This is a genomic window from Zunongwangia sp. SCSIO 43204, assembly GCF_019904275.1.
GTDB classification, from domain to species: domain Bacteria; phylum Bacteroidota; class Bacteroidia; order Flavobacteriales; family Flavobacteriaceae; genus Zunongwangia; species Zunongwangia mangrovi.
On the sequence record NZ_CP063204.1, the window covers coordinates 3,446,542 to 3,469,772 of the forward strand.

24 protein-coding genes and 1 pseudogene are annotated in these 23,231 nt (G+C 35.1%); 12 read left to right on the forward strand and 13 right to left on the reverse strand.

The features are described 5' to 3' along the window. Positions 1 to 91 precede the first annotated feature (91 nt). Positions 92 to 957: pseudogene (locus INR75_RS15335) on the forward strand (aldo/keto reductase). A gap of 141 nt (positions 958 to 1,098) precedes the next feature. Here INR75_RS15335 and hisS read toward each other — a convergent pair. Then, positions 1,099 to 2,469 (reverse strand): histidine--tRNA ligase, encoded by a 1,371-nt coding sequence (gene hisS / locus INR75_RS15340; RefSeq protein WP_223089467.1) that lies wholly within the window; start codon positions 2,467 to 2,469, stop codon positions 1,099 to 1,101. 213 nt (positions 2,470 to 2,682) lie between these two features. Here hisS and INR75_RS15345 point away from each other — a divergent pair, with 213 nt between their 5' ends. Together INR75_RS15345 and INR75_RS15350 are read left to right on the forward strand one after the other, a co-directional pair. Beyond that, positions 2,683 to 3,924, forward strand: a complete 1,242-nt coding sequence (locus INR75_RS15345; RefSeq protein ID WP_223089468.1) for an ABC transporter permease — start codon at positions 2,683 to 2,685, stop codon at positions 3,922 to 3,924. 24 nt (positions 3,925 to 3,948) lie between these two features. Beyond that, a complete protein-coding gene (locus tag INR75_RS15350) occupies positions 3,949 to 5,445 on the forward strand; it encodes a glycosyltransferase family 39 protein (protein WP_223089469.1) in 1,497 nt (498 codons plus the stop codon). Positions 5,446 to 5,507: 62 nt separating this feature from the next. Here INR75_RS15350 and INR75_RS15355 read toward each other — a convergent pair whose 3' ends face one another. From INR75_RS15355 to rpsF, 4 genes are all read right to left on the reverse strand, one after another. Then, entirely contained in the window at positions 5,508 to 5,981 is a 474-nt protein-coding gene (locus tag INR75_RS15355; RefSeq protein WP_223089470.1) for a DUF6495 family protein, read from the reverse strand. 66 nt (positions 5,982 to 6,047) lie between these two features. Further along, positions 6,048 to 6,497, reverse strand: a complete 450-nt coding sequence (gene rplI / locus INR75_RS15360) for a 50S ribosomal protein L9 (RefSeq protein ID WP_223089471.1) — start codon at positions 6,495 to 6,497, stop codon at positions 6,048 to 6,050. Positions 6,498 to 6,509: 12 nt separating this feature from the next. Further along, positions 6,510 to 6,809, reverse strand: a complete 300-nt coding sequence (rpsR, locus tag INR75_RS15365; RefSeq protein WP_013071549.1) for a 30S ribosomal protein S18 — start codon at positions 6,807 to 6,809, stop codon at positions 6,510 to 6,512. Between the two features lie 2 nt (positions 6,810 to 6,811). Then, a complete protein-coding gene (rpsF, locus tag INR75_RS15370) occupies positions 6,812 to 7,150 on the reverse strand; it encodes a 30S ribosomal protein S6 (protein WP_223089472.1) in 339 nt (112 codons plus the stop codon). Positions 7,151 to 7,280: 130 nt separating this feature from the next. Between rpsF and INR75_RS15375 the strand changes: the two genes are divergently transcribed. Then, positions 7,281 to 8,030, forward strand: coding sequence for a LytTR family DNA-binding domain-containing protein (locus tag INR75_RS15375; RefSeq protein ID WP_092541079.1), 750 nt, complete (start codon positions 7,281 to 7,283; stop codon positions 8,028 to 8,030). Between the two features lie 88 nt (positions 8,031 to 8,118). Here INR75_RS15375 and priA read toward each other — a convergent pair whose 3' ends face one another. The 5 genes from priA to nadC form a co-directional block, all read right to left on the reverse strand. Then, positions 8,119 to 10,572: a primosomal protein N' gene (priA, locus tag INR75_RS15380; protein ID WP_223089473.1), complete on the reverse strand. Its 2,454-nt coding sequence runs from the start codon at positions 10,570 to 10,572 to the stop codon at positions 8,119 to 8,121. A 159-nt stretch (positions 10,573 to 10,731) separates the two neighbouring features. After that, positions 10,732 to 11,169: a DUF2147 domain-containing protein gene (locus INR75_RS15385; RefSeq protein WP_223089474.1), complete on the reverse strand. Its 438-nt coding sequence runs from the start codon at positions 11,167 to 11,169 to the stop codon at positions 10,732 to 10,734. A 1-nt stretch (position 11,170) separates the two neighbouring features. Then, positions 11,171 to 11,731, reverse strand: coding sequence for a chalcone isomerase family protein (locus tag INR75_RS15390; RefSeq protein ID WP_223089475.1), 561 nt, complete (start codon positions 11,729 to 11,731; stop codon positions 11,171 to 11,173). 27 nt (positions 11,732 to 11,758) lie between these two features. Continuing rightward, positions 11,759 to 12,691: a YihY/virulence factor BrkB family protein gene (locus INR75_RS15395; RefSeq protein ID WP_223089476.1), complete on the reverse strand. Its 933-nt coding sequence runs from the start codon at positions 12,689 to 12,691 to the stop codon at positions 11,759 to 11,761. Between the two features lie 3 nt (positions 12,692 to 12,694). After that, positions 12,695 to 13,552, reverse strand: coding sequence for a carboxylating nicotinate-nucleotide diphosphorylase (gene nadC / locus INR75_RS15400; RefSeq protein WP_223089477.1), 858 nt, complete (start codon positions 13,550 to 13,552; stop codon positions 12,695 to 12,697). Between the two features lie 51 nt (positions 13,553 to 13,603). Between nadC and rlmH the strand changes: the two genes are divergently transcribed. The 4 genes from rlmH (at position 13,604) to INR75_RS15420 (ending at position 17,363) form a co-directional block, all read left to right on the forward strand. Further along, positions 13,604 to 14,077 (forward strand): 23S rRNA (pseudouridine(1915)-N(3))-methyltransferase RlmH, encoded by a 474-nt coding sequence (gene rlmH / locus INR75_RS15405; protein WP_084840594.1) that lies wholly within the window; start codon positions 13,604 to 13,606, stop codon positions 14,075 to 14,077. 5 nt (positions 14,078 to 14,082) lie between these two features. Further along, a complete protein-coding gene (locus tag INR75_RS15410; RefSeq protein WP_223089478.1) occupies positions 14,083 to 14,655 on the forward strand; it encodes a non-canonical purine NTP diphosphatase in 573 nt (190 codons plus the stop codon). Between the two features lie 71 nt (positions 14,656 to 14,726). Further along, entirely contained in the window at positions 14,727 to 16,532 is a 1,806-nt protein-coding gene (locus INR75_RS15415) for a DEAD/DEAH box helicase (protein ID WP_223089479.1), read from the forward strand. 66 nt (positions 16,533 to 16,598) lie between these two features. Beyond that, positions 16,599 to 17,363 (forward strand): carboxypeptidase-like regulatory domain-containing protein, encoded by a 765-nt coding sequence (locus INR75_RS15420; protein ID WP_175486998.1) that lies wholly within the window; start codon positions 16,599 to 16,601, stop codon positions 17,361 to 17,363. On the opposite strand, the gene INR75_RS15425 is transcribed toward INR75_RS15420, so the two are convergent. Further along, on the reverse strand, positions 17,360 to 17,896 hold the full coding sequence (locus INR75_RS15425; RefSeq protein WP_223089480.1) for an SRPBCC family protein: 537 nt from the start codon (positions 17,894 to 17,896) through the stop codon (positions 17,360 to 17,362). The genes INR75_RS15420 and INR75_RS15425 overlap by 4 nt on opposite strands. 32 nt (positions 17,897 to 17,928) lie before the next feature. Further along, positions 17,929 to 18,582 carry an RNA methyltransferase gene (locus INR75_RS15430; protein WP_223089481.1) on the reverse strand — a complete coding sequence of 218 codons (654 nt, stop codon included), beginning with the start codon at positions 18,580 to 18,582 and terminating at the stop codon, positions 17,929 to 17,931. A gap of 220 nt (positions 18,583 to 18,802) precedes the next feature. Here INR75_RS15430 and INR75_RS15435 point away from each other — a divergent pair, with 220 nt between their 5' ends. From INR75_RS15435 to INR75_RS15450, 4 genes are all read left to right on the forward strand, one after another. Continuing rightward, a complete protein-coding gene (locus INR75_RS15435) occupies positions 18,803 to 19,492 on the forward strand; it encodes an NAD-dependent deacylase (protein WP_223089482.1) in 690 nt (229 codons plus the stop codon). Next, the gene (locus tag INR75_RS15440; protein WP_223089483.1) at positions 19,489 to 20,022 is read left to right on the forward strand and encodes a hypothetical protein; all 534 of its coding nucleotides are present in this window, start codon (positions 19,489 to 19,491) and stop codon (positions 20,020 to 20,022) included. The genes INR75_RS15435 and INR75_RS15440 overlap by 4 nt, the downstream gene beginning before the upstream one ends. Before the next feature lie 58 nt (positions 20,023 to 20,080). Further along, a complete protein-coding gene (gene purB, locus INR75_RS15445; protein ID WP_223089484.1) occupies positions 20,081 to 21,418 on the forward strand; it encodes an adenylosuccinate lyase in 1,338 nt (445 codons plus the stop codon). A gap of 142 nt (positions 21,419 to 21,560) precedes the next feature. Then, the gene (locus tag INR75_RS15450) at positions 21,561 to 22,295 is read left to right on the forward strand and encodes a Bax inhibitor-1/YccA family protein (RefSeq protein WP_223089485.1); all 735 of its coding nucleotides are present in this window, start codon (positions 21,561 to 21,563) and stop codon (positions 22,293 to 22,295) included. A gap of 80 nt (positions 22,296 to 22,375) precedes the next feature. Here INR75_RS15450 and rfbD read toward each other — a convergent pair whose 3' ends face one another. Then, positions 22,376 to 23,230, reverse strand: a complete 855-nt coding sequence (gene rfbD, locus INR75_RS15455; protein ID WP_223089486.1) for a dTDP-4-dehydrorhamnose reductase — start codon at positions 23,228 to 23,230, stop codon at positions 22,376 to 22,378. Position 23,231: the final 1 nt, after the last annotated feature.

A 23,231-nucleotide genomic window follows, 5' to 3' on the forward strand; every position in this document is an offset into this window, starting at 1 on the left:
GAATTTAGGAAACACCGATCTGCAAACACCTCCAATCATTTTTGGAGGTAACGTTTTTGGGTGGACGCTTAACGAAAAAGAATCATTTAAAATGCTAGATGAGCTGCTTGAAAAAGGCTATACCTGCATTGACACAGCAGATGTTTACTCGAAATGGGCAAATGGTAATCAGGGAGGTGAGTCTGAAAAAATTATTGGTAAATGGATGAAAGATCGTGGCGTAAGAGATAAAATTACGCTTGCCACTAAAGTAGGTTCGGATATGGGGCAAGGTAATAAAGATATTTCAGAAAATTACATTTTAAATGCCGCTCAGGAATCACTGAAAAGATTACAAACAGATTATATAGATTTATATTACACCCACTGGGATGATGATCGTACTCCTGTTGAAGAAACTTTAGGCGCTTACCAAAAACTGATCAAAAACGGAGACGTTAAATATATTGGAGCCTCAAATTTGAGTCCGGCGAGATTAAGAGATTCTTTAAACGCTTCTAAAGAAAAAGCTCTACCAAAATATCAGGTTTTTCAGCAGGAATATAGTTTAATGAATCGTGATAAAGTTGAAGGTGATATTTTAGAATTATGCCAGGAAAATAATATGAGTATTACAACCTATTTTTCTTTGGCTAGCGGATTTTTAACCGGTAAATATCGCAGCAAAGACGATCTTGAGGGACAAAACCGAAAAGATTTTGTAAAAGATTATTTAGATGATCGCGGTAAGAATATTCTTAAAACTTTAGACGAGTTTCTGAAGAGTACGGAATCTCTAATGCTGGTGTAGCTCTAGCTTGGATCATTAACAGACCAGGAATCACCGCTGCAATTGCCAGTGCTACAAAATCCTCGCATTTAAAAGCTTTCGAGGAAGCTACTTCAGTAAAACTATCCAATGAAAATATGGAGAAATTGAATGAAGCGAGTAGTAAAAAAGCGCTACAGGATAAGTAAACTACCTCGGAGCATGCCCACGAGGCATTCTCTAGAAACAATTTCTTATTTTCAAGGCAAGCCTCGGAGTATTACATCCTTTGGCAGTGCCAATAAATTTAAGTTGTAGAAAACAAAAAAGCCCCAAAATTGGGGCTTTTTTTATACAATCTTAGCCACAAGATCTTTCAAATTCAATCGATCCTGCTCACCTGTTTTCATATTTTTCAAAGTATATTCTCCTGCTGCCATTTCTTCGTCACCCGCAAGGATCACAAAAGGTATATTACGTTTATTAGCATAATTCATTTGCTTTTTCATTTTGGCTGAATCTGGGAAAACTTCAGCATTTACACCTTCAGCACGCAAAGCATTTACACCTTTAAATGCATAGAGTGCTTCCTTTTCACCAAAGTTTACAAATAAGACTTTTACATCATCTGCAACCGCTTCAGGGAATAAATTCAATTCTTCCAGCACAAGGTAAATTCGGTCTAAGCCAAACGAGATCCCAACGCCGCTCATATTTTTAAGTCCAAATATTCCCGTAAGATCATCGTAGCGACCACCGCCACCAATCGATCCCATCTTCACCCCTCTTGGTGCCGAAACTTCAAAAATCGCTCCTGTATAATAATTTAATCCTCGTGCCAGCGTCACATCTAAATCGAGTTTTGCTGTTTTTAAGGGCATTTCTGAAATTACATTCTGAATAAACTCTAACTCTTCAATTCCTTTTAAACCAGCTTCAGAAGTTGATAATATCGATTTTAAAGCCTCAATTTTTTCAGCAAAATCACCTTGTAATCCAAAAATTGGTTTGATCTTATCTATCGCGTCTTCAGCAATTCCTTTAGCAAGCATTTCTTTTACCACACCATCTTCACCAATCTTATCCAGTTTATCCAGCGCAACGGTAAAATCGATTAATTTATCCTGCTCGCCAATAACTTCAGCAAAACCAGATAAAATTTTACGATTATTGATCTTAATTGTAACTCCGTCTAGTTTTAATGCTGAAAAAACCGAATCATACAATTGTACAAACTCCACTTCCTGCCATAAACTATCACTCCCAACAACATCTGCATCGCACTGAAAAAACTCTCTAAATCTCCCTTTTTGAGGACGATCTGCACGCCAAACCGGCTGAATTTGATAGCGTTTAAACGGAAAATCGATTTCATTTTGATGTTGTACCACGTAACGAGCAAAGGGCACGGTAAGATCGTAGCGAAGCGCTTTTTCTGAAATCGAAGGCGTAAGTTTTAAGCTATCTTTATCGGCATAAGCAGTTTCATCAGCTTTCTTTAAAAAGTCTCCAGAATTAAGAATCTTAAAAATAAGGCGGTCTCCTTCTTCTCCATATTTTCCCATTAGGGTATCAGAATTTTCGAAACTTGGTGTTTCGATCGCCTGAAAACCAAACTTTTTAAATTCAGTTTTAATCTTGTCGAATATAAAATTACGTTTTGCAACTTCCTGCGGAGTAAAATCTCTGGTTCCTTTTGGTATTGATGGTTTTTGTGCCATAAATCGATCTATATTCAGGTAAATAACCTGAATTATTTGAGTTTTAAAATTCGTTCTTCAAAATTAACGAAAATCGCCTACTATATTTGGATTGCAGACCATTTTATCGGCTGCAAATATCTTAAATTTTGCCTGAACCTAAACAATTTTCAATTTTTAAGTAACATTCTACTTAAAATTGAGTCTAACTTACAGTGACTGAAATTTCAAAATATGTTTGCACTCCTACGCGAGAATATTAGTATCGCTTTCGATTCGATTAAAGGCCAGCTTTTAAGAACTATTCTAACCGTTCTTATCATCGCTATTGGGATTACCGCATTGGTAGGAATTCTTAGTGCCGTGGGTGCTTTAGAAAACACGATTAGCGGAAATTTTGCTTCTATGGGCGCCAATACATTCAATATTCAGCGTTATAATTACACATCACAAAGGGGAAACGAGATCAATAAAATAAATCCTGTGATCACGTATCGTGAAGTGAAAACCTTTCAGGATAAATATCAATATCCTTTAACCACAACGGCGATTAGTTTTACGGGAACGTCTTCTGCGGAAATTAAATGGGAAAACGAAAAAACCGATCCTGAAATAAATGTACTCGGAATCAACGAAAATTACCTTACTAATTCTGGTTTAGAGATTGAAACGGGTAGAAATTTCAACTATTTCGATATTCAGAATAATAACAATGTGGCCATAATTGGAGCCGATTTTGCTAAAAATAACGGACTATTTAAAGGAGCAAGCCCAATTGATAAAACGATTAGTGTTCGTGGGGCAAAATTTAAAGTGATTGGTGTTTTAGAATCGAAAGGCTCTACCTTTGGAAACAACGAAGATCTACGTGTTTTGATTCCGCTGCAACATGCCAGATCAATATTTAGCAGCCCCGGGATAAATTATAATTTAAGTATTAAGGTTGAAAACAAAGAAGCTTTAGATGCTGCTCAAGACGAAGCCATCCTTACTTTTAGGAACATAAGAAAACTTAGTCCTGTTGAAAAAGATAATTTTGGGATCGAAAGAAGTGACAGTTTATTAAATGAGATTGCAGAAATGTCTTCAGTTTTAAACCTCGCTGCCTGGATCATTAGCCTGGTAACAATTTTTGGTTCTTCTATCGCTTTAATGAATATCATGTTGGTGAGTGTTACTGAAAGAACTCGCGAAATTGGTGTGCGTAAAGCACTTGGGGCAAAGAAAAACACGATTGCTGCGCAGTTTTTTATGGAAACCCTAATTATTGGTCAGTTTGGTGGAGTTTTAGGGATTATTTTGGGAATCTTAATTGGTATGGCAGTTTCAGCCGGAGTTGGTTTCGATTTTACAACTCCGTGGTTAGCGATGTTTTGGGCCGTGGTTGTAACCTTACTTACTGCATTATTTTCAGGATTATATCCTGCAATAAAAGCCTCTAAACAAGATCCAATCGAATCACTACGATACGAATAAGGAATATCACGAAAACCAACAATATTGAGTTCTCTAAAAAAGTTCTTTCCTATAATTTTTGTCTTATCACTTGTAAAATTATGCATTCAGTTACTAGGCAATAGAAATTATGGATTTCACAGGGACGAGCTTTTACATCTTTCTGTAAGCGAACATTTAGATTGGGGATTTATGGAATTCCCTCCACTTATAGGATTACTTGGGAAACTCTCTTATTGGTTTTTTGACTATTCTTTAATGGGAGTTCGCGTATTTCCGACATTTGCAGGTGTTGCGATTCTTATACTTTGCTGCTTAATTTGTATCGAGCTAGGTGGTAAAAAACAAGCGATTTTACTTTCCGGCATTTGCATTTTAGCTTTTTTGCCATTTTATCGAAATCATACATTATTTCAGCCGGTAGCATTTAACCAGTTATTTTGGACACTCGGCTTTTATTTTTTTATCAGGTTTATTAATTCTGAAAACAAAAAGTATATCGTCTATCTCGGCATCGCACTTGGATTAGGTTTACTGAATAAGTACACGATGCTTATCTGGGCATTCGGAATTTTGGTAAGTATACTGTTTTATAGAAAAGGGCGTTTATTCAGAAATAAATGGATGTATTTTTCTGCAATTTTGGCTTTAGTCATTTTTTTACCGAATATTATATGGCAAATCGATCATGACTTTCCAATCCATAAGCACTTGCAAGCGCTAAAAGAACATCAACTAGAAGAAATAAATCCATGGGAATTTGTCTTGGCGCAGTTAGGCTATCCTTTTACGTTATTAATTAGCATTCTGGGAATTATTGGTCTATTTATAGATGAAAAACTGAAGAAATATAAGTCGGTCGCCATTGCTTGTCTGGTGATCTTCGGGCTCATGTGGATCTTAAAATCAAAAGCTTATTATGTTTTTGGAATTTATCCTGTTTTATTCGCGGCAGGTTCGGCTAAAGTTTCATTTATTTTCAGTAAAAAACCAGTCTGGATTTATGCAATTTCAACAATAGTTTTGATGCCTTCAATTTATTTTATTCCTGAAGCTACGCCCATACTTTCCGTAGAAAATTATATAGAATATGCCGACTTAAAACAAAAAAACGGCCGAGTTGAATTAACCAGTGATTATGCAGATATGTTTGGCTGGGAAGAGCAAGTAAAACTAGTAGATAGCGTTTACCAAGGTCTGAATGCTGCAGAACAGCAAAAAACAGTGATCTGGGCTGAAAATTATGGAGAAGCGGGTGCTATTAAAATCTTAGGAAAAAAATACGACCTGCCTAATCCTATTAGTCGGCATGGTAGTTTTTGGACCTGGGGTTATGGCAATAAAAATGCCGAAATATGGATAAGTTTAGGAAACGAAAAGCAAGTTTTAAACGGTGTTTTCGAGGACATAAAACTTATAAAAACGATCACGCACAAATACGCAGTTGACGAAGAAAACATTATTCCGCTTTATATTTGCCGAAAGCCAAAAATCGATATTGAAGATTGGTGGCAACAGTATAAAGATCATATCTATGATTAGATATTTTAAAATTTCCCGCTACAGAAGTCTTACTCTAAAATTGCTATTAAAAATATATAATCTTAAGACTTTACAATTTCAGCAAAATAATTATATAAATCTCCCTTGGTAATATTAGATCCTTGTTTGATTAACGCAAAAATATCTTTGTTTCGATCTTCACTTATCGCTTTAGTCGATGTATAAATATTCACGGCATCATTCATTAAATTAGATCGTAACCAATTATAGCCTTCGTGCGTGGTGATATCGATAGCTTCATTCTCAACTTTAACAGCGATAAGATTAATCGTAGCAGCTGTGATTTGAAATAAGAATATTTGTTGTTTAGAGAAATGCTCCAGATACTCCACTTTATTTAAAACGCCTTCCCAAATTAGATCACTAAAAACATCGATCTCCTTTTCTGCAACATCAGGCTTATTGGCTTTTATATCTTTCCACTCTTCAGCAGTAATAGATTGGGTAGCTAGAAAATTGATAAATTCCTGATGCATTTCTTCAAGCTGCTCACGTGTAAGTCTTGCGTATTTCATAACAATTAAATAGTTATAAAAAAAGCCCACTCATAGAGCAGGCTTTTTAAAAATTATATAGGTTTATTAAGCTTCTCCTACAACATCGAATGATAAAGTAGAAATTACCTCACGGTGAAAACGTAAAGTAGCTTCGTATTGTCCTAATCTTTTAATGTTTCCACCGGCAATACTAATGTATTTCTTGTCGATTTCTACACCTTCTTTAGCTAAAGCGTCTGCAAGATCTGCATTAGTGATAGATCCAAATAATTTGTCTCCAGCACCAGATTTTGCAGTAAGTTTAATATCTAAACCGTTAAGCTTTTCAGCTTGCTTTTTAGCTTCGTCGATATGCTTTTGCTCTTTATAAGCTCTTTGTTTAAGAGTTTCAGCAAGAACTTTCTTAGCTGATGGAGTTGCTAATTCTGCGAAGCCTTGTGGGATTAAAAAGTTACGACCGTAACCGTTTTTTACAGATACCACATCGTCTTTAAACCCTAAATTATCTACGTCTTTTTTAAGTATCAATTCCATAATTGCTTCTTTTTATTTTAATAAATCACCAACGTATGGCATTAATGCTAAATGACGTGCACGCTTTACAGCAACAGCCACTTTTCTTTGGTATTTTAAAGAAGTACCTGTTAAACGACGAGGAAGTAATTTTCCTTGCTCGTTTACAAAACTCATTAAAAAGTCTGGATCTTTATAATCGATATATTTAATACCAGATCTTTTAAATCTACAATACTTTTTAGTTTTTGAAGTCTCTATATTAAGAGGAGTTAGATATCTAATCTCTCCGTCTTTTTTACCTTTTGCTTGTTGTTCAATAGATGTAGCCATACTTACGCTTTTTCTTGGATTCTTTTTCTTCTTTTCTCAGCCCAGGCTGCAGCGTGCTTATCTAACTTCACAGTTAAATAACGCATCATACGCTCATCTCTTCTAAAAGCAAGTTCTAAAGGCTCGATAGCCTCTCCTGGTGCTTTAAATTCAAATAAGTGATAAAAACCACTTTTTTTGTGCTGAATTGCGTAAGCTAATTTTTTAAGCCCCCAATTCTCCTTTGATACCATCTCAGCTCCTTTAGAAACAAGAAATTCTTCGTATTTCTTAACTGTTTCCTTTATCTGCTCATCAGATAAAACGGGATTCAAGATGAAAACAGTTTCATAATGATTCATAAAATTATATTTTATTAAAATTGGCTGCAAAAATAGAACTATTTTTTATATTTCACAAGCTAATTTTATTACGGTTAAAATCCCTATTTAATCGATGAAATTATACCCAATCTTGCTTTTATCAAATATAATGTCTAATATTGTTAATTGTAAAACTACAAAAAGACCTGTGGAAGATATTTTGCTAAAATGTGCAGTTGTAGATGACTCTAGTCTACAACGATTATCAATCGTTAAGATGATAAAAGATCATTCTAATCTTACTTTGGTAGCAGAATACAACAATGCTATCGAAACTAAGAACGGTCTTTTGGATACCGAGATCGATTTGATCTTCCTGGATATCGAAATGCCTATTCTTTCTGGGTTCGAGCTTTTGGACGATCTTCCTAATCAGCCTCAAATCGTATTTGTTACCGGTAAAACAAAGTATGCTTATAAAGCATTTGATTACAGCGCAACAGATTATTTACAGAAGCCCGTTAGTAAGGAGCGTTTTAATAGTGCGGTAATCAAAGCTTTAAATATGTACAAGCTTAAAACACAGGCTGTACTTCCTGAAGATGAAGATTTTATTTTCGTAAAAAGTAATCTTAAAAATCGTAAAGTATTTTTAAATCGCTTAAAATACATCCAGGCACTTGGTGATTATGTGAAATTCGTTACTGAAGAAGACAATTTTGTGGTACTGGCAACCATGAAGTCTTTTGAGAAAGAATTACCTTCAGAAAAATTTATGAGGACGCATAAAAGTTATATCGTAAATTTAGATAAAGTTGAAAGATACAATAGCAAAACTGTAGAGATCGCAGGAGAAAAACTTCCGTTAAGCAGGCATAAGAAAAATAATCTTATCGAAGCGCTTAGCAGTAAAGCTTAATTATAAAAACATTTTAATTTTCAGATACAAAGCCGAATATCGATGATCAGATGTTCGGCTTTTATATTTTATATTAATTCTGAAAATCCTACACGGGATCTACATTTACGATAACTCTTACGCTTCTATAAGCTGAAATTGCATTAAAACTAATAAGAATCTTTTGAAGTACAGATTTTGTCTTCCCTAAAGATTGACTCTGCGGAATTTTAAGCATGATATTCTTATAATATTCATTTCTAATTCTAGCCACTGGAGGAAATTCTGGTCCTAACACATGCTGCTTAAATACATTTTGCATCGCTTTCGCTATCCAATCTGCTGCTTCATTTGTTTTACTAAAATCACGAGATTTTAAACTCAATCGAACTAATCTAAAATAAGGCGGATACTTATAATTGTATCTTTCCTGAAGTTGCTCTTTATACATCCCCGCATAATCATTAGTCGAAACCTGTTGAATGATCTGGTGATGCGGATTATAACTTTGAATTAAAACCTTACCACGCTTCTTCGTTCTACCGGCTCTTCCTGCAACCTGAAGCATTAATTGAAAACTTCGTTCGTGCGCTCTAAAATCTGGGAAATTCAAAAGATTATCGGCATTCATAACGCCTACCAGGTTTACATTTCTAAAATCTAATCCCTTGGTTAGCATTTGTGTTCCTACCAAAATATCGATCTCTAGATCTTCAAAAGCAGTGATGATTTTCTCGTATCCATGTTTTCCCCTAGTGGTATCCTGATCCATTCTGCCAATTTTATGATCGGGAAACAGCGCTTTTAATTCGGTTTCAATTTGCTCGGTTCCAAAACCTTTTGTAGAAACATCATCGCTGTGGCAAGCCATACATCGTTGTTGCATCGCGATATGATAACCGCAATAATGGCAACGTAACTGGTTGCTATGGCTGTGATAAGTTAAACTAACATCACAATTAGGACATTGTGGAGAATGCCCACATGTATTACATTCTAATATTGGTGAAAATCCTCGCCTATTCTGAAATAAAATTACCTGCTCACCTTCAGCTAAAGATTCCTCGATCTCTTTCAATAAACGATCTGAAAAATGCCCCGTCATTCTTTTTTTGCGATGTTTCTCCTTAATATCGACAATTTCAATTTCTGGCATTAAAACATCACCAAAACGCCTGGATAATTCAGCAAAACCATATTTATTATGTTCAGCATTAAAATAAGATTCTAGCGAAGGAGTTGCAGAACCCATTAAGGTTTTAGCTTTAAAAAAATTAGCTAAAACTACGGCGGCATCTCTTGCATGATATCTTGGTGCAGGATCATATTGCTTAAACGTAGCTTCGTGCTCTTCATCTACGATGATCAATCCTAATTGTTGATACGGTAAAAATATTGCCGATCTGGCTCCAATAACTACTTTAGGATCATCACCGGCATTAAGCACATTTTGGTAGACCTCTACCCTCTCGTTCATAGAATATTTGCTGTGAAAAACTAAAACCTTATCTCCAAAATACGCCTGAAGTCGGTTTATTAGCTGCGTAGTTAGTGCAATCTCTGGTAATAAATAAAGAGCTTGCTTCCCTTCATTTAAAACCTCTTCGATGAGTTTTAGGTAAATTTCGGTTTTACCACTAGAAGTTACGCCGTGTAATAAACACACCGTTTTTTCTTCAAAAGAAGCTGTAATTTGCCCAAAAGCTTTAAGCTGATATTCGTTAAATTCTATATGTTTTCTGGTAATTTCACCATCAAAACCAACACGATCTTGATTGATATAATATTCCTGAAAAATATTCTTTTTTACCAGACTTTTTAAAGTGGATGCAGTTACTCCTGAAGATTTTTGTAGCTCTTTTGCACTAATTGGTTTGGTACTTCTAGCTTTTATGCTGAAATAATTAAGTACGACTTCTCGCTGCTTATGCGCCCTGGAAAGTTCATCTAAAAGCTGATGCATTGCATCCTCAGATTCGTGATTTTCGTGCAGTTTTATATATCTAACACGCTTTGGTTTGTATTGCTCGTAGATCTCCTGACTTAGTACCACAATATCTTTCGCCATCAATCGATTTAAAACCGGTAAAACCGATTTTCGATCTAATAGTGCTTCGACTTCTTTAATTTTTAAAGAGGATTGGTTTTGTAAAGCTTCAACCACCAAAAACTCATCGTCCTTAAGTTCAGATTCGATAATTTCAGCCTCTTTTTGCAGCTGAACGATACTCTCACTTTCCAGAATAAATGCTCCGGGAAGGGCTGCTCGCATCACTTCACCTTCAGTACACATATAATAAGAAGCGATCCAACTCCAAAACTTCAGTTGTTGACTAGTCACCAAAGGAGCTTCATCTAAAATCTGACTAATAGGTTTGGCTTCGTAAACTTCTGGTGCTCGGTCGTGCACTTCAGCAATAATCCCTGTGTAAATTTTCGATTTTCCGAAGGGAACAGCAACACGTATACCTGCTTGTAGAAAATTAGCCTCATCTTTAGAAACACTGTAAGTAAATCTATTATCTAAAGGTAGCGGTAAAATAACATCTACAAAATGGGACATAAGCTAAAGCTATTCTAAAATTGAAATTTGAATTAAGAACAGCAAACATACTATTCTTGATCATTGAGTAAAAATAAAAACCATTCTCGATTAAAGAATGGTTTATAAAATATTTTAATAATTGGCCAAAATTAGCCATTTTTTGATATGCTTTTTAGATCATTCGGCGCGTTCCCAGGTCATCGTTTTATAGAAAAAAGCAACATAACCTCTTACATTTAACATATCTGGATTATCTTCGTCTACCCAAATTTTTACTTTGTAAACTTTACCAGATTTAGGATTAATAATTTCCCCGCCAGCATAATGATCTCCTTCTTTTTTTAATCCGTGCATTAACTGCAAGCCTTCTATTGGTTTATCTTTAAGCGCTCCTTTACATTCTGTACAAAGTTTATCGCGATCTTCTTCTTTGGTTATTCTAACCACTTTACCGCAAACTTCGCCATCTTCTTTTTTAAAGATCTTTACGATGGAATTTACTTTTCCTTCGTCGTTAGTACACTTCCATTTCCCGAAAACATCGTCTTGCGCATAAACACTATTAAGCGCCGCAAAGGCAGTAAAGAATACGGAAAATAAAATATACTTTTTCATCTTATAAATTTAACATTGCTTCTTTTAAATCGTCCTCGGCAGGTTTTTTAGAAAGCCAAATACCAAATAATGCTTTTTTAAATTCTATTCCTTTAATAGTTCCTTTTTCTTCTCCGTTTTTATAAGAGATCACTCCGGTACCAGGAATATAAACTAAATCGAAAACATCGTCTTTTTTGATCTCGTCACTAAAAAAACCTTTAAATTTTTTAATTTCTGAAGCTAAAGGAGCGGTATTTCCATTGGTCGAATTTTCGAAACCTTCGTTCACGGCATCGACCATTTTATTACTTGTTATTAATTTTGAAACAATATGAAGTTTAATAGCCATTGGCTTATCTGCACTCATTATTTGCTTCTCATCACTACTTTTTTCCTGAAGGTATAATCCCCCTGCGTAAAGATCGATCCAAAACTTTTCCCGAACTCCTGCTCCATTCAATTTTAGTGATTCTCCTTTAAATTCTACAGAATTTGGTAAAGAAACCCCACCAACTTCGGTTTGTGCACTTAGCATCGTTACCGAGCATAATGCCACGAAAAGTAACATATACTTTTTCATTTTTTGTGTAGTTTAAGTTAAAATAAATTATTTAAAATTTTTCTTCAGTTTTATCAGCGAGGCATTAAGTTCAAACCCCAACAGAAGAATATTAGCATTTAACCAAATATACACCATTAAAATTAACAATGCTCCAATAGAACCGTACAATTCGTTATAATTTGAAAAATTTTCAATATATAATCCAAATAAAAATGAAGTGATTAAAGTCAAAATTGTGGTAAAAAAAGCACCTACAGAGAAAAATCTAGCCTGTCGTGCTTCTTTTGTTCCGAAGTAATAAAGCGTTGCAACGGCGATATAAATAAGCACCACAAACGCAATATATTTCACTACTCCGGTTCCTGTACCATCATTCGAAATTAATCCATATTCACTTAGATCCTCTACGGCATAGGTTAAATAGACTACCAATATTACGGTAAGAAGCAAAAGGAATGCCAAAACGAGCGAAACACCAATTGCAACGATATATTGCCTAAATAAAGATCTTTTAATATTAGTATGGTAAGAAAACTCGAAACCAGTAAAAATAGCGTTTACGCCATTGGTCATTAAAAAAATAGAAAGTATAAATGAAAAAGACAACAAGCCGGCACGAGGATTATTAGCAATATCTGCAAAAATATCTCCTACATATTCCTGCGTTTCCGGCGGTAAAAGCGTGTCTATAAAAAGTAAAAATTTTATCCTGAAATCGTCGATGACATTCAGATCTTCGACATAAGGAATCAAATTGAAGATAAATAACAAATAAGGGAACAAAGCCATAAAAAAACTAAAAGCGATGGCACTGGCCCTTGTAGAAAAAGTACCATGTATAATCCCGCCACTATAGATATCCCATAAATGATAGAGCGAAAGCCCATCTGTTCCCGGTATAGTTACCTTGCTCGATGTTCTTTTCCACCAATCTGAGACATTATCCAATTTAGTTGTTATCGCCTCGAGTATCGACATATTTTACATAGCTTTTAAGCTAAGATCCATATTGTAAACCGAATGAGTTAAAGCGCCACTCGAAATATAATCCACACCACATTCGGCATATTTCTTGGCGGTTTCTAAAGTAATACCGCCACTAGATTCGGTTAAACACTGGTCTCCGATAAGTTTGACCGCTTTTTTTGTTTCAGCATAATCAAAATTATCGATTAGGATTCGGTATACGCCACCTTCAGCTAAAATTTCTTCGATTTCTTTCATATCCCGGGCTTCTACAATGATCTTAAGATCAAGATTGTTAGTTTCCAGATACTTTTTTGTTTTCTGAATAGCTTTTGCAACACCACCTGCAAAATCGATATGATTATCCTTTAACATGATCATATCATACAATGCAAATCGATGATTTTCTCCACCACCAATTTTTACGCCCCATTTTTCTAAAGCACGAATTCCCGGTGTAGTTTTTCTGGTATCAAGAATTTTGGTGCCGGTTCCTTCCAGCTTATCTACAAATTCTTTGGTTTTGGTAGCGATAGCACTCATACGTTGCATAGCGTTAAGCACTAATCGTTCTGCCTTTAAAATAGATTGCGAAGCAGCTTCAACATAAAAAGCAACATCACCTTTCTTCACTTTTTGACCATCATTTATTTTGATATCCAGCTTAACTTCAGGATCTACAAATTCAAAAACTTTTTTAGCGAAATCTACGCCGGCTAAAATCCCATTGTCTTTAACTAAAAGTTGCGCTTTTCCTTTAGCTTCCGCAGGAATACAAGCCAGTGAACTGTGATCGCCATCACCAATATCTTCTCTTATTGCGTTGGTTATGATTAATTCAATTTCTTTTTCAAATTGTGCTGCTGAGATCATTTGCAATACTTATTTTTGTAAATGTAGGAAAGTCTGCGCTAAATATACCGAATGACGATAAAATTACTCTGCATAGGAAAAACCGATAGCAAGGAATTACAAAAGCTAATCGAGGTCTATCTAAAACGGCTTCAGTTTTATACGAAATTTGAGATCGATGTGATTCCAGATCTTAAAAAGGCTAAAAATTTAGATGAAAATCAGCAAAAATCGAAAGAAGGTGAATTGATTCTAAATAAAGTACAAACTTCAGATTATTTAGTGCTTTTGGATGAAAACGGAAAACAATTTTCTTCGGAAGCTTTTTCAGAATACCTTCAGAAAAGAATGAATAGCGGCTTAAAACAACTGATTTTTGTTATTGGCGGCCCTTACGGATTTTCTGAAGCGGTGTATCAACGCGCCAATGGTAAAATATCTCTATCCAAAATGACGTTCTCTCACCAAATGGTACGTCTTTTTGTAACCGAACAAATTTACCGCGGCTTTACCATCTTAAAAAACGAACCCTATCACCACAGATAATATACATGGAATTAGTATTTGCAACTCACAATCAAAATAAATTTAAAGAAATCGAAGCGATACTTCCAGATCACATTACCTTATTATCCTTAGATGATATTGGCTGTACTGAGGATATTGCTGAAACCGCCGATACCATCGATGGTAACGCCATTTTAAAAGCAGAATATGTTCGCCATCGTTATGGCTACAATTGTTTTGCAGATGATACAGGTCTTGAAGTTGATGCGCTGGCGGGAGCTCCCGGAGTATATTCTGCCAGATATGCCGGCGAACAAAAAGATGATAAAGCAAATGTTGCTAAGCTTTTAGATCAGCTTAAAGATAAAGAAAGTAGAAAAGCGCATTTTAAAACTGTTATCGCTTTAAATTTGAAAGATAACGAAAACCTGTTTACAGGTATTTGCAAAGGTGAAATTATCGAGGAACGTCGCGGCGAAAAGGGCTTTGGATACGATCCTGTTTTTATTCCGGAAGGCTACGATCGCACTTTTGCTGAGATGGAAATGAAAGAGAAAGCTGAGATTAGCCATCGTGGTAAGGCTTTTAAGGCTTTAATGGAGTATCTTTCCAAATAAAAGAGGAATTAAAAATATAATGTGATAAGCTGTAAACTAATACGTACATTTGCAGCTTATTAAATTTTATAATGAATAAATTTCAAGAATTAGGTTTAAATTCCTCTATTTTAAAAGCTATTGAAGACATGGGCTTTGAAAGTCCAAGTGAAGTACAGGAAAAAACCATCCCCATTTTATTAGACGAAGAGACCGATATGGTTGCCTTAGCCCAGACCGGGACAGGAAAGACGGCAGCTTTTGGTTTCCCTTTGATTCAGAAAATAGACCCGAAATCAAAGCACACACAGGCATTAATTTTATCTCCTACCAGAGAATTATGTCTACAAATTACAAACGAACTAAAGAATTACTCTAAATACGAGCCTTCATTACATCCGGTAGCGGTTTATGGTGGTGCAAGTATTACAGAACAGGCAAAGCAAATAGAGCGTGGCGCCCAGATCATTGTTGCAACTCCTGGGAGAATGCAGGATATGATAAGACGTAAACTTACCGATATCTCAAGAATCGAGTATTGCGTTTTAGATGAAGCAGATGAAATGTTGAATATGGGATTTTATGAAGATATCACTTCTATCCTATCTCATACTCCTAAAGAGAAAAACACCTGGTTATTCTCAGCGACAATGCCTAAAGAAGTGGCAACGATCGCTAAGAAATTTATGCGTACTCCTATCGAGGTTACAGTGGGTAGCAAAAACATGGGATCTACCAATGTATCGCACGAATTTTACCTTGTAAATGCACGTGATCGCTATGCTGCCTTAAAACGTTTAGCTGATGCTAATCCAGATATTTTCTCGGTTATCTTTTGCCGAACTAAAAGAGATACTCAGAAAGTCGCAGAGCGTTTAATCGAAGATGGTTATTCTGCTGCTGCATTACACGGAGATTTAAGTCAGAATCAACGTGATTTGGTAATGAAATCTTTTAGAACTCGCCAAATCCAAATGTTGGTGGCTACAGATGTTGCTGCCAGAGGTATTGATGTAGACGATATTACTCACGTAATAAACTATCAATTACCAGACGAAGTAGAAACCTATACACACCGTAGTGGTCGTACTGGTCGTGCCGGTAAAACTGGTACTTCGATGGTAATCGTTTCTAAAAGTGAGCTTCGAAAAATTAAAAGTATCGAGCGTATCATCAAACAATCTTTTGATGAAAAGCAACTACCAGACGGTAAAGATATTTGTAAAGTACAATTATTGCACTTAGCAAACGATATTAAGAATACAGAGATCAATCACGATATCGATGAATACCTTCCTAATATCAACAAAGTATTAGAAGACTTCAGTAAAGAAGAACTAATTAAAAAGTTCTTTTCAGTAGAATTTACCAGGTTCTCTAATTATTATAAAAAAGCGAATGATCTTGCTCCAGTTAGTGGTGGCGCAAATGTAGATCTAGATCCAAAATCTACCCGTTACTTTATGAACGTTGGTAAGAAAGATGGATTTGATTGGATGAGCTTAAAAGATTTCCTTAAAGACGCTTTACAATTGGGTAAAGATGGAGTATTTAAGGTAGATGTAAAAGACAGCTTCTCGTTCTTTAATACTGAAAATTCTGAGACTGATAAAGTTCTTACTGCTTTTAGTGATTTTGAATATCAGGGAAGAAAAATTAACGTAGAGATCACCAAAAACTCAAACAGTGGCGGTGGTAATGGCGGCGGTCGCAAACGTAAAGGTCGTAGAGGCGGCGGTGGCGGCTTTGGAAAAAATGATTTTAAATCTGGCGGCAAAGGGAGATCACGCTCAAAAGACGGAAGAGATTCTGGATTTAAAGGCAAGAAATCCAAAGGCTCTGGGAGTCGTGGTAAAAATATTGAAAACTCGATAAAAAGGAGAAAATCTAAAAAATAAGCTAGGTTTAAGCCTATTTTGGCATCATTTTTTAGAATGATTTTCATATTTTAGGCCCCAAGATTTATGAAGCAGTTAGTTACTTTTATATTTTCAGTATTTTTTGTTTGTCAACTGGCAAGTGCTCAGGATATTATTTCGGGAACCGTGATGAATGCGGCTAACGATGTACCTTTAGAAAATGTTCATATTGTAAATTTGAACCAGGTAAAAGGAAGTACTTCTGAGGAAGATGGTTCTTTTGAGATCCATGCTACAGCAAACGATACTTTATATTTTACTTATTTAGGATTCAAATCTATTAAAGTAAGAGTAACTAACGACTGGTTAAAATATGGTAATGTAAAAGTGAAAATGACCGAGGTTGGGATCGCTTTAGAAGAAGTTACCGTTAGCGACGTAAAACTTACCGGGTATCTTGAAATTGATGCTAAGAATATTCCGATTTACGAAAATAAGAGATATAGTATTTCCGGCCTTAATATAGGATATGAGGCCGGAGGTTCTTCTCCAAGTGCATTTAATAAAGTTGTTGGTTCTATTTTTAACCCCGCAGATGCACTAAATAATCTCTTTAGCCGAAGAGAGCGACAATTACGCAAGCTTAGACAAATGAAGGAAGACGAAAGTATTCGTGACCTTTTAGGTTCTAAATACAATAGAGAAACCCTAAGCGCCATGTTACAACTAAGTAAAGCTGAAATTGAAGAAGTTTTAAGTAGGTGTAATTATTCTGAAGATTTTGTAAATACTGCTACAGATCTTCAAATTCTTGATGCCATTAGCGGATGCTGGGAAGAATATAAATTACTTCAGCGAAACAAGAATTAAATATTATCATTTTCAAGATAAGTTTTTAGGTTTTGAAGGCTCTTCTCAAAATCTTCTCCCAATCTATTTTCCATACTATAAAAAATAGAGATCACAGAATAAGGAAACGGCAAATAACCACGAACGCCAAATACGATCTTTGTTCTTTCTGGCTGAATTTCTTTAGAAGCAAAATAAACCATTGCTACTGCTTCTACAGGTTTTACCAGTAGTAATTTGGTTTCAAAAACATGCCCTGGCTTTACTTTTATGATCTTTTGTGTACCTTCACCAATAGTCTTATCGCCTTTCCAATATACAATAGCATCTTCTTTACCATCTACACCACTAAATCTTAATTTAACGGTTTTAGCGCCTTGCAACTGGGAAATCCATTTCTTTTGATTCTTAAGTTGGCGTACAAAACCATAAATATCTGCCTTCGATCTATTAATAACAATCGTTCGACTAACATCATAATCCTTTTTAGACCAGGCATGTAAAAAAGCAACAAACGTAATTATCGCAATAATCACGTAGAAGAAAAGCGTCATCTGTAAAATTTACTTTTTGTTAAAATTAGCAATTATTTCGAATAAAAATGAGAAATAAGCTCATTACTATTCTTCAGGTTATTTTTAAGCCATTTAAACTTTAAGTCCTCTTTTTCCTGTTCATTTAGTTGCCAACTCACATCTTCTTTCCTAATCCTCTCAGCCAGACTTTGTAATATGATCGCGGCAGAAACAGAGATATTTAGACTCTCTGTAAAACCATACATTGGTATTTTTAATGTACAATCTGCTTCTTTCATGATTTCGTCTGATAGTCCATGACGCTCTGTCCCGAAGAATAAAGCCGACTTTTTACTAACATCAAAATCTCCTAAATGCAATGAATCGTTATGGGGGCTTGTCGCTACAATTTGATAGCCACTTTCCCTTAAATGCGAAATACATTCTTTAGCTGAAGCATGACGATTTACAGACACCCACTTTTGTGCTCCCATTGCGATCTCTCTATCGATACGTTTTGGAAACTTTTCTTCAATTACATGTACATTTTGGATTCCAAAAACATCACAACTTCGTATAACTGCACTGGTATTATGTAATTGATATACATCTTGTGTAGCCACAGTTATATGATTAGTTCGTTGATCGATCACTTTATTCATAAGTGATCTTCTACGATCGGTAAGAAAATCTTCTAAATAAGAAATTAGAGCAGGGTCATTCATATAACTTCAAAAATATAAAAATGAAATTATTAAAAGGCCAAAAACCTCGTATAAAAGCCCATTCTGACTGAAATTATTAAATACAAAGCTTTATTTGATTCAGTATAAATGGTGAGCATTGCTCTAAATTCGATATTCGATAAAACTAGAATCAATTTTATCGAATATCGAAACTTTTGATTTTCTATAAAATCATTATCTTTTTTAAAAATTTGAGATCATGAAAAATCTTGTAGTTCTTACAGGAGCAGGAATAAGTGCAGAAAGCGGAATCAAAACCTTTAGAGATGCCGATGGTTTATGGGAAGGACATGATGTAATGCAGGTTGCCTCTCCGTTAGGCTGGGAAAAAGATCAGGAATTGGTACTCGATTTTTACAATCAGCGTAGAAAACAGCTGCTAAGCGTTGATCCTAATAAAGCACATACGGTTTTGGCCGAATTAGAGCAGGATTTTAATATTGAAATCATTACCCAAAACATCGACGATCTTCACGAACGTGCCGGCAGTTCTAATGTGTTGCATTTACATGGCGAACTTTTAAAAGCTCGCAGCACTTTTGATGAGAACTTGGTAATCGACTGGAAGCAGGATATTAAAATTGGTGATTTTTGCGAACATAATTTTCAATTACGTCCGCATGTGGTTTGGTTTGGCGAAGCAGTCCCAATGATGGAAAAAGCGATTCAAAAAGTATCAAATGCCGATATTATTGCAATTATTGGAACCTCTATGCAGGTGTATCCAGCAGCGGGCCTTATCGATTTCGCTCCAGTGAAAACTCCGGTTTACTTTATAGATCCAAATCCTAATATTCGGGAGAATGAATATCTAAATATTTATGCTGAAAAAGCAGTAAGTGGCGTCCCAAAAATGGCCGAAGAACTTCGTAAAAGATTTATCTCTTGAATATCGAATATGAGCTCGATACAATGACTATGCATGCTGAAAGTAGGGCGAATTTCAGCAGGATAATTAGCGAAAACCAGTTTTTGCCAGGCTTAATTGAGGTTATTCAGCAATCTTCAGGATATCGCTTAAAAGCAATTGTAGCTTTAGAGTTTTATGCCAGAGATCACTGGGAAGAAGTGAAAAATTATTCCGAAGAAATTATTGAAATTTCAACCAAAATCACTTCAGAAACCGAGAAACGCTGTATTTCAAAATTAATGGAGAAAATTAGCGAATTTCAATATAAAGATCCAGATTTTAAACTTCCGCAGCAATCCTTGGAACAAATGGCAAGTGTTTGTTTCGATTGGTTACTAACAGACAGTAAAATAGCGACTAAAGCTTTTTCTATGCAAAGTCTTTTTTATCTGGGTTTTAAAATAGACTGGATCCATCCCGAATTAAAAGCTTATTTGGAACGAAATTTGGCATATCAGTCTGCCGGTTTTAAATCCCGAGGTACAAAAATATTAAAGAAATTAAGATAGTGGTTTCGCAGATGGTTTTGAAGCACTATCTTTACGCTTTAACTTTTAAAATAAGAAAATGACACCGCTAAATGCAATTTCTCCGATAGACGGAAGATATCATTCTAAAACAAAGGCTTTATCGGCTTATTTTAGTGAAAAAGCGCTTATAAAATATCGTGTAAAAGTAGAAGTTGAATACTTTATCGCCTTATGTAAACTACCTTTACCACAGCTAAAAGATGTGGACGAGGCTGTTTTTCCACAACTTCGTGGATTGTACGAAAACTTTACAACTCAGGATGCACAAGCGATCAAAGAGATTGAAAAAACAACCAATCACGATGTAAAAGCGGTAGAATATTTCTTAAAAGAAGAATTTGAAAAATTAGGCTTAGAAACCTCGAAAGAATTTATACATTTTGGGCTTACTTCCCAAGATATTAATAATACTGCGGTTCCGCTTTCGTTTAAAGATGCGATAGAAGAAGTTTATGTTCCGCAATTAGATGAAATTCTAAGTAAATTAAAATCGCTTGCTAAAGATTGGAAAGATGTACCAATGCTTGCCCGTACTCACGGACAGCCTGCCTCTCCTACTCGACTTGGTAAAGAAATAGAGGTTTTTACTGCTAGACTAAAGGAACAAAAGGAGCTTTTAGATGCTTGCAGTCACGCTGCTAAATTTGGTGGTGCTACCGGAAATTACAATGCACATTTCGTAGCTTATCCAGAAACCGACTGGAAGAAATTTGGAAGCGGATTTGTAGAAAACACTCTTGGTTTAAAGCATTCTTTCCCAACTACTCAAATCGAGCACTATGATCATATGGCAGCTTTATTTGATGCGTTAAAAAGAATAAACACTATAATCCTGGATCTGGATAAAGATATCTGGACGTATGTTTCTATGGATTATTTTAAGCAAAAAATCAAAGCCGGAGAAATTGGTAGCTCGGCAATGCCGCACAAAGTGAATCCTATCGATTTTGAAAATAGTGAAGGGAATCTAGGTATCGCCAATGCTATTTTTGAGCATTTGGCTTCTAAATTACCAGTGAGTAGATTACAACGTGATTTAACGGATAGCACTGTTTTAAGAAATATAGGAGTTCCTGTTGGGCACACACTTATTGGATTCCAGTCGACTTTAAAAGGCTTGAATAAATTATTGCTGAATGAAGAAAAAATTGATGCAGATCTCGAAGCAAACTGGGCTGTAGTTGCTGAAGCTATTCAGACGATCTTAAGACGCGAAGGCTTCAAAAATCCTTACGAAACTTTAAAAGGCCTTACTCGTACTAACGAAAAGATCAATAAAACAAGTATCGCTAACTTTATTGAAACCTTAGAAGTAGAAGATCAAATTAAAGAAGAACTGAAGAAGATCACACCGCAAAACTATACCGGAATATAGATCGATCAAATTATAGATCATCAAAAAACTGAATTTCAAAGGATTGCTATTGGCAATCCTTTGTTGTTTTAAACATCGCTATAATCTGTTATTTTCGTATTTAAAAATTAGCTACTTTTACACTAAACCGTAAATTTAAATTATGAACTCAGACTCTCAAATTTCAGAAAATATAAAGCCTGAAGATCAGGTAATTTATTCTGACGCACAACTTAAACAAGGACAAACGACTTATATCAATAAAGTTTTTAACTGGATGTCACTGGCACTTCTAATTACCGGTGTAACTGCATTTTTTGCAGCTGGTAGTTATGAATTAATGAATTTGATTTTCTCTAATAAGCTTGTTTTCTACGGACTTTTAATTGGAGAGGTTGTATTGGTAGGATACATTGGCGCTAACATCCAAAAGCTATCGACTACTACCGCTACAGCTTTATTTATCTTGTATTCGGTATTAAATGGGATTACTTTATCATTCATTTTACTTGTATTTACTTCAGCATCTATAGCGACCACCTTTTTTGTAACTGCCGGTACCTTTGGTGCTATGAGTGCTTACGGATATTTTACTAAAAGAGATCTTACAAGTATTGGAAATCTTTGCTTTATGGCACTAATCGGGATCATAATCGCTTCTATCGTAAATATTTTCTTTTTTAGCGAAATTCTATATTGGGTGATCACTTATGCCGGTGTATTGATCTTTGTAGGTTTAACTGCTTATGACACCCAGAAGATCAAAAGAATGTATAGAGCAGGTATGGAAGATTCAGATATTGGCCATAATTTGGCTTTAATGGGAGCAATTACACTTTACTTAGACTTTATAAATATGTTCCTTTTCTTACTGAGAATATTTGGTGATAGAAAATAAGCACAGGTCAAATTCATAAAACAAAAAAGCTTCAATTCATAAAACAAAAAAGCTTCAATTTTAATTGAAGCTTTTTTGTTTTAGTTTATTATATTCTGAATAGCTTTTGAAAGCGAATCCTGCCAATGTGGAATTTCAACCTGAAAAGTATTTTTAATCTTAGATTTATCCAATACACTAAAAGCAGGTCTTTTTGCGGGGGTTGGATAGTCTTGAGATCGTATAGGTTTTAAATTACAATTGATCTCTGCCAATTTAAAAATGTTAAAAGCAAAATCATACCAACTAGCGACTCCTTCATTACTATAATGGTAAATCCCATATTTTTTCGATTGAGATTGGATGATCTTAAGAATCATTTCAGCTAAATCCATAGCGTAAGTAGGCGTACCTACCTGATCAAAAACTACAGATAGTTCTTCTCGTTCCTTACCATACTTTAGCATCGACTTTAAAAAATTGTGTCCGAATTCAGAATACAACCAGGAAGTTCTAATGATAAAAAATTGATCTAAATTTTGTAGAATCTTAGATTCTCCGTCAAGTTTAGTTTTACCATAAACTCCTAAAGGATTGGTTTTATCGTCTTCTAAATAAGGTAGAGAATTATCTCCCGAAAAAACAAAATCTGTAGAAATATGAATTAATTTCACCTGATTTTTCGAGCAAGCCTTAGCCAGTTTTTCAACAGCGATATGGTTTATGAGATCAGCTTTTGTTACATCAGATTCTGCTTTATCAACCTGAGTATAAGCAGCGCAATTAATGCAATAATCGTAACTATAATTAGATAATTCTTGCTCTATATTTTTTGCATTAGTAATATCTAATTCTGAAGAGCTTTTGAAAATGAATTCAAATTGATAAGAACTGCTTAACTTTTTAATACATTGTGCAAGTTGTCCTTTACCACCAGTAACAAGAATTTTAAGCATA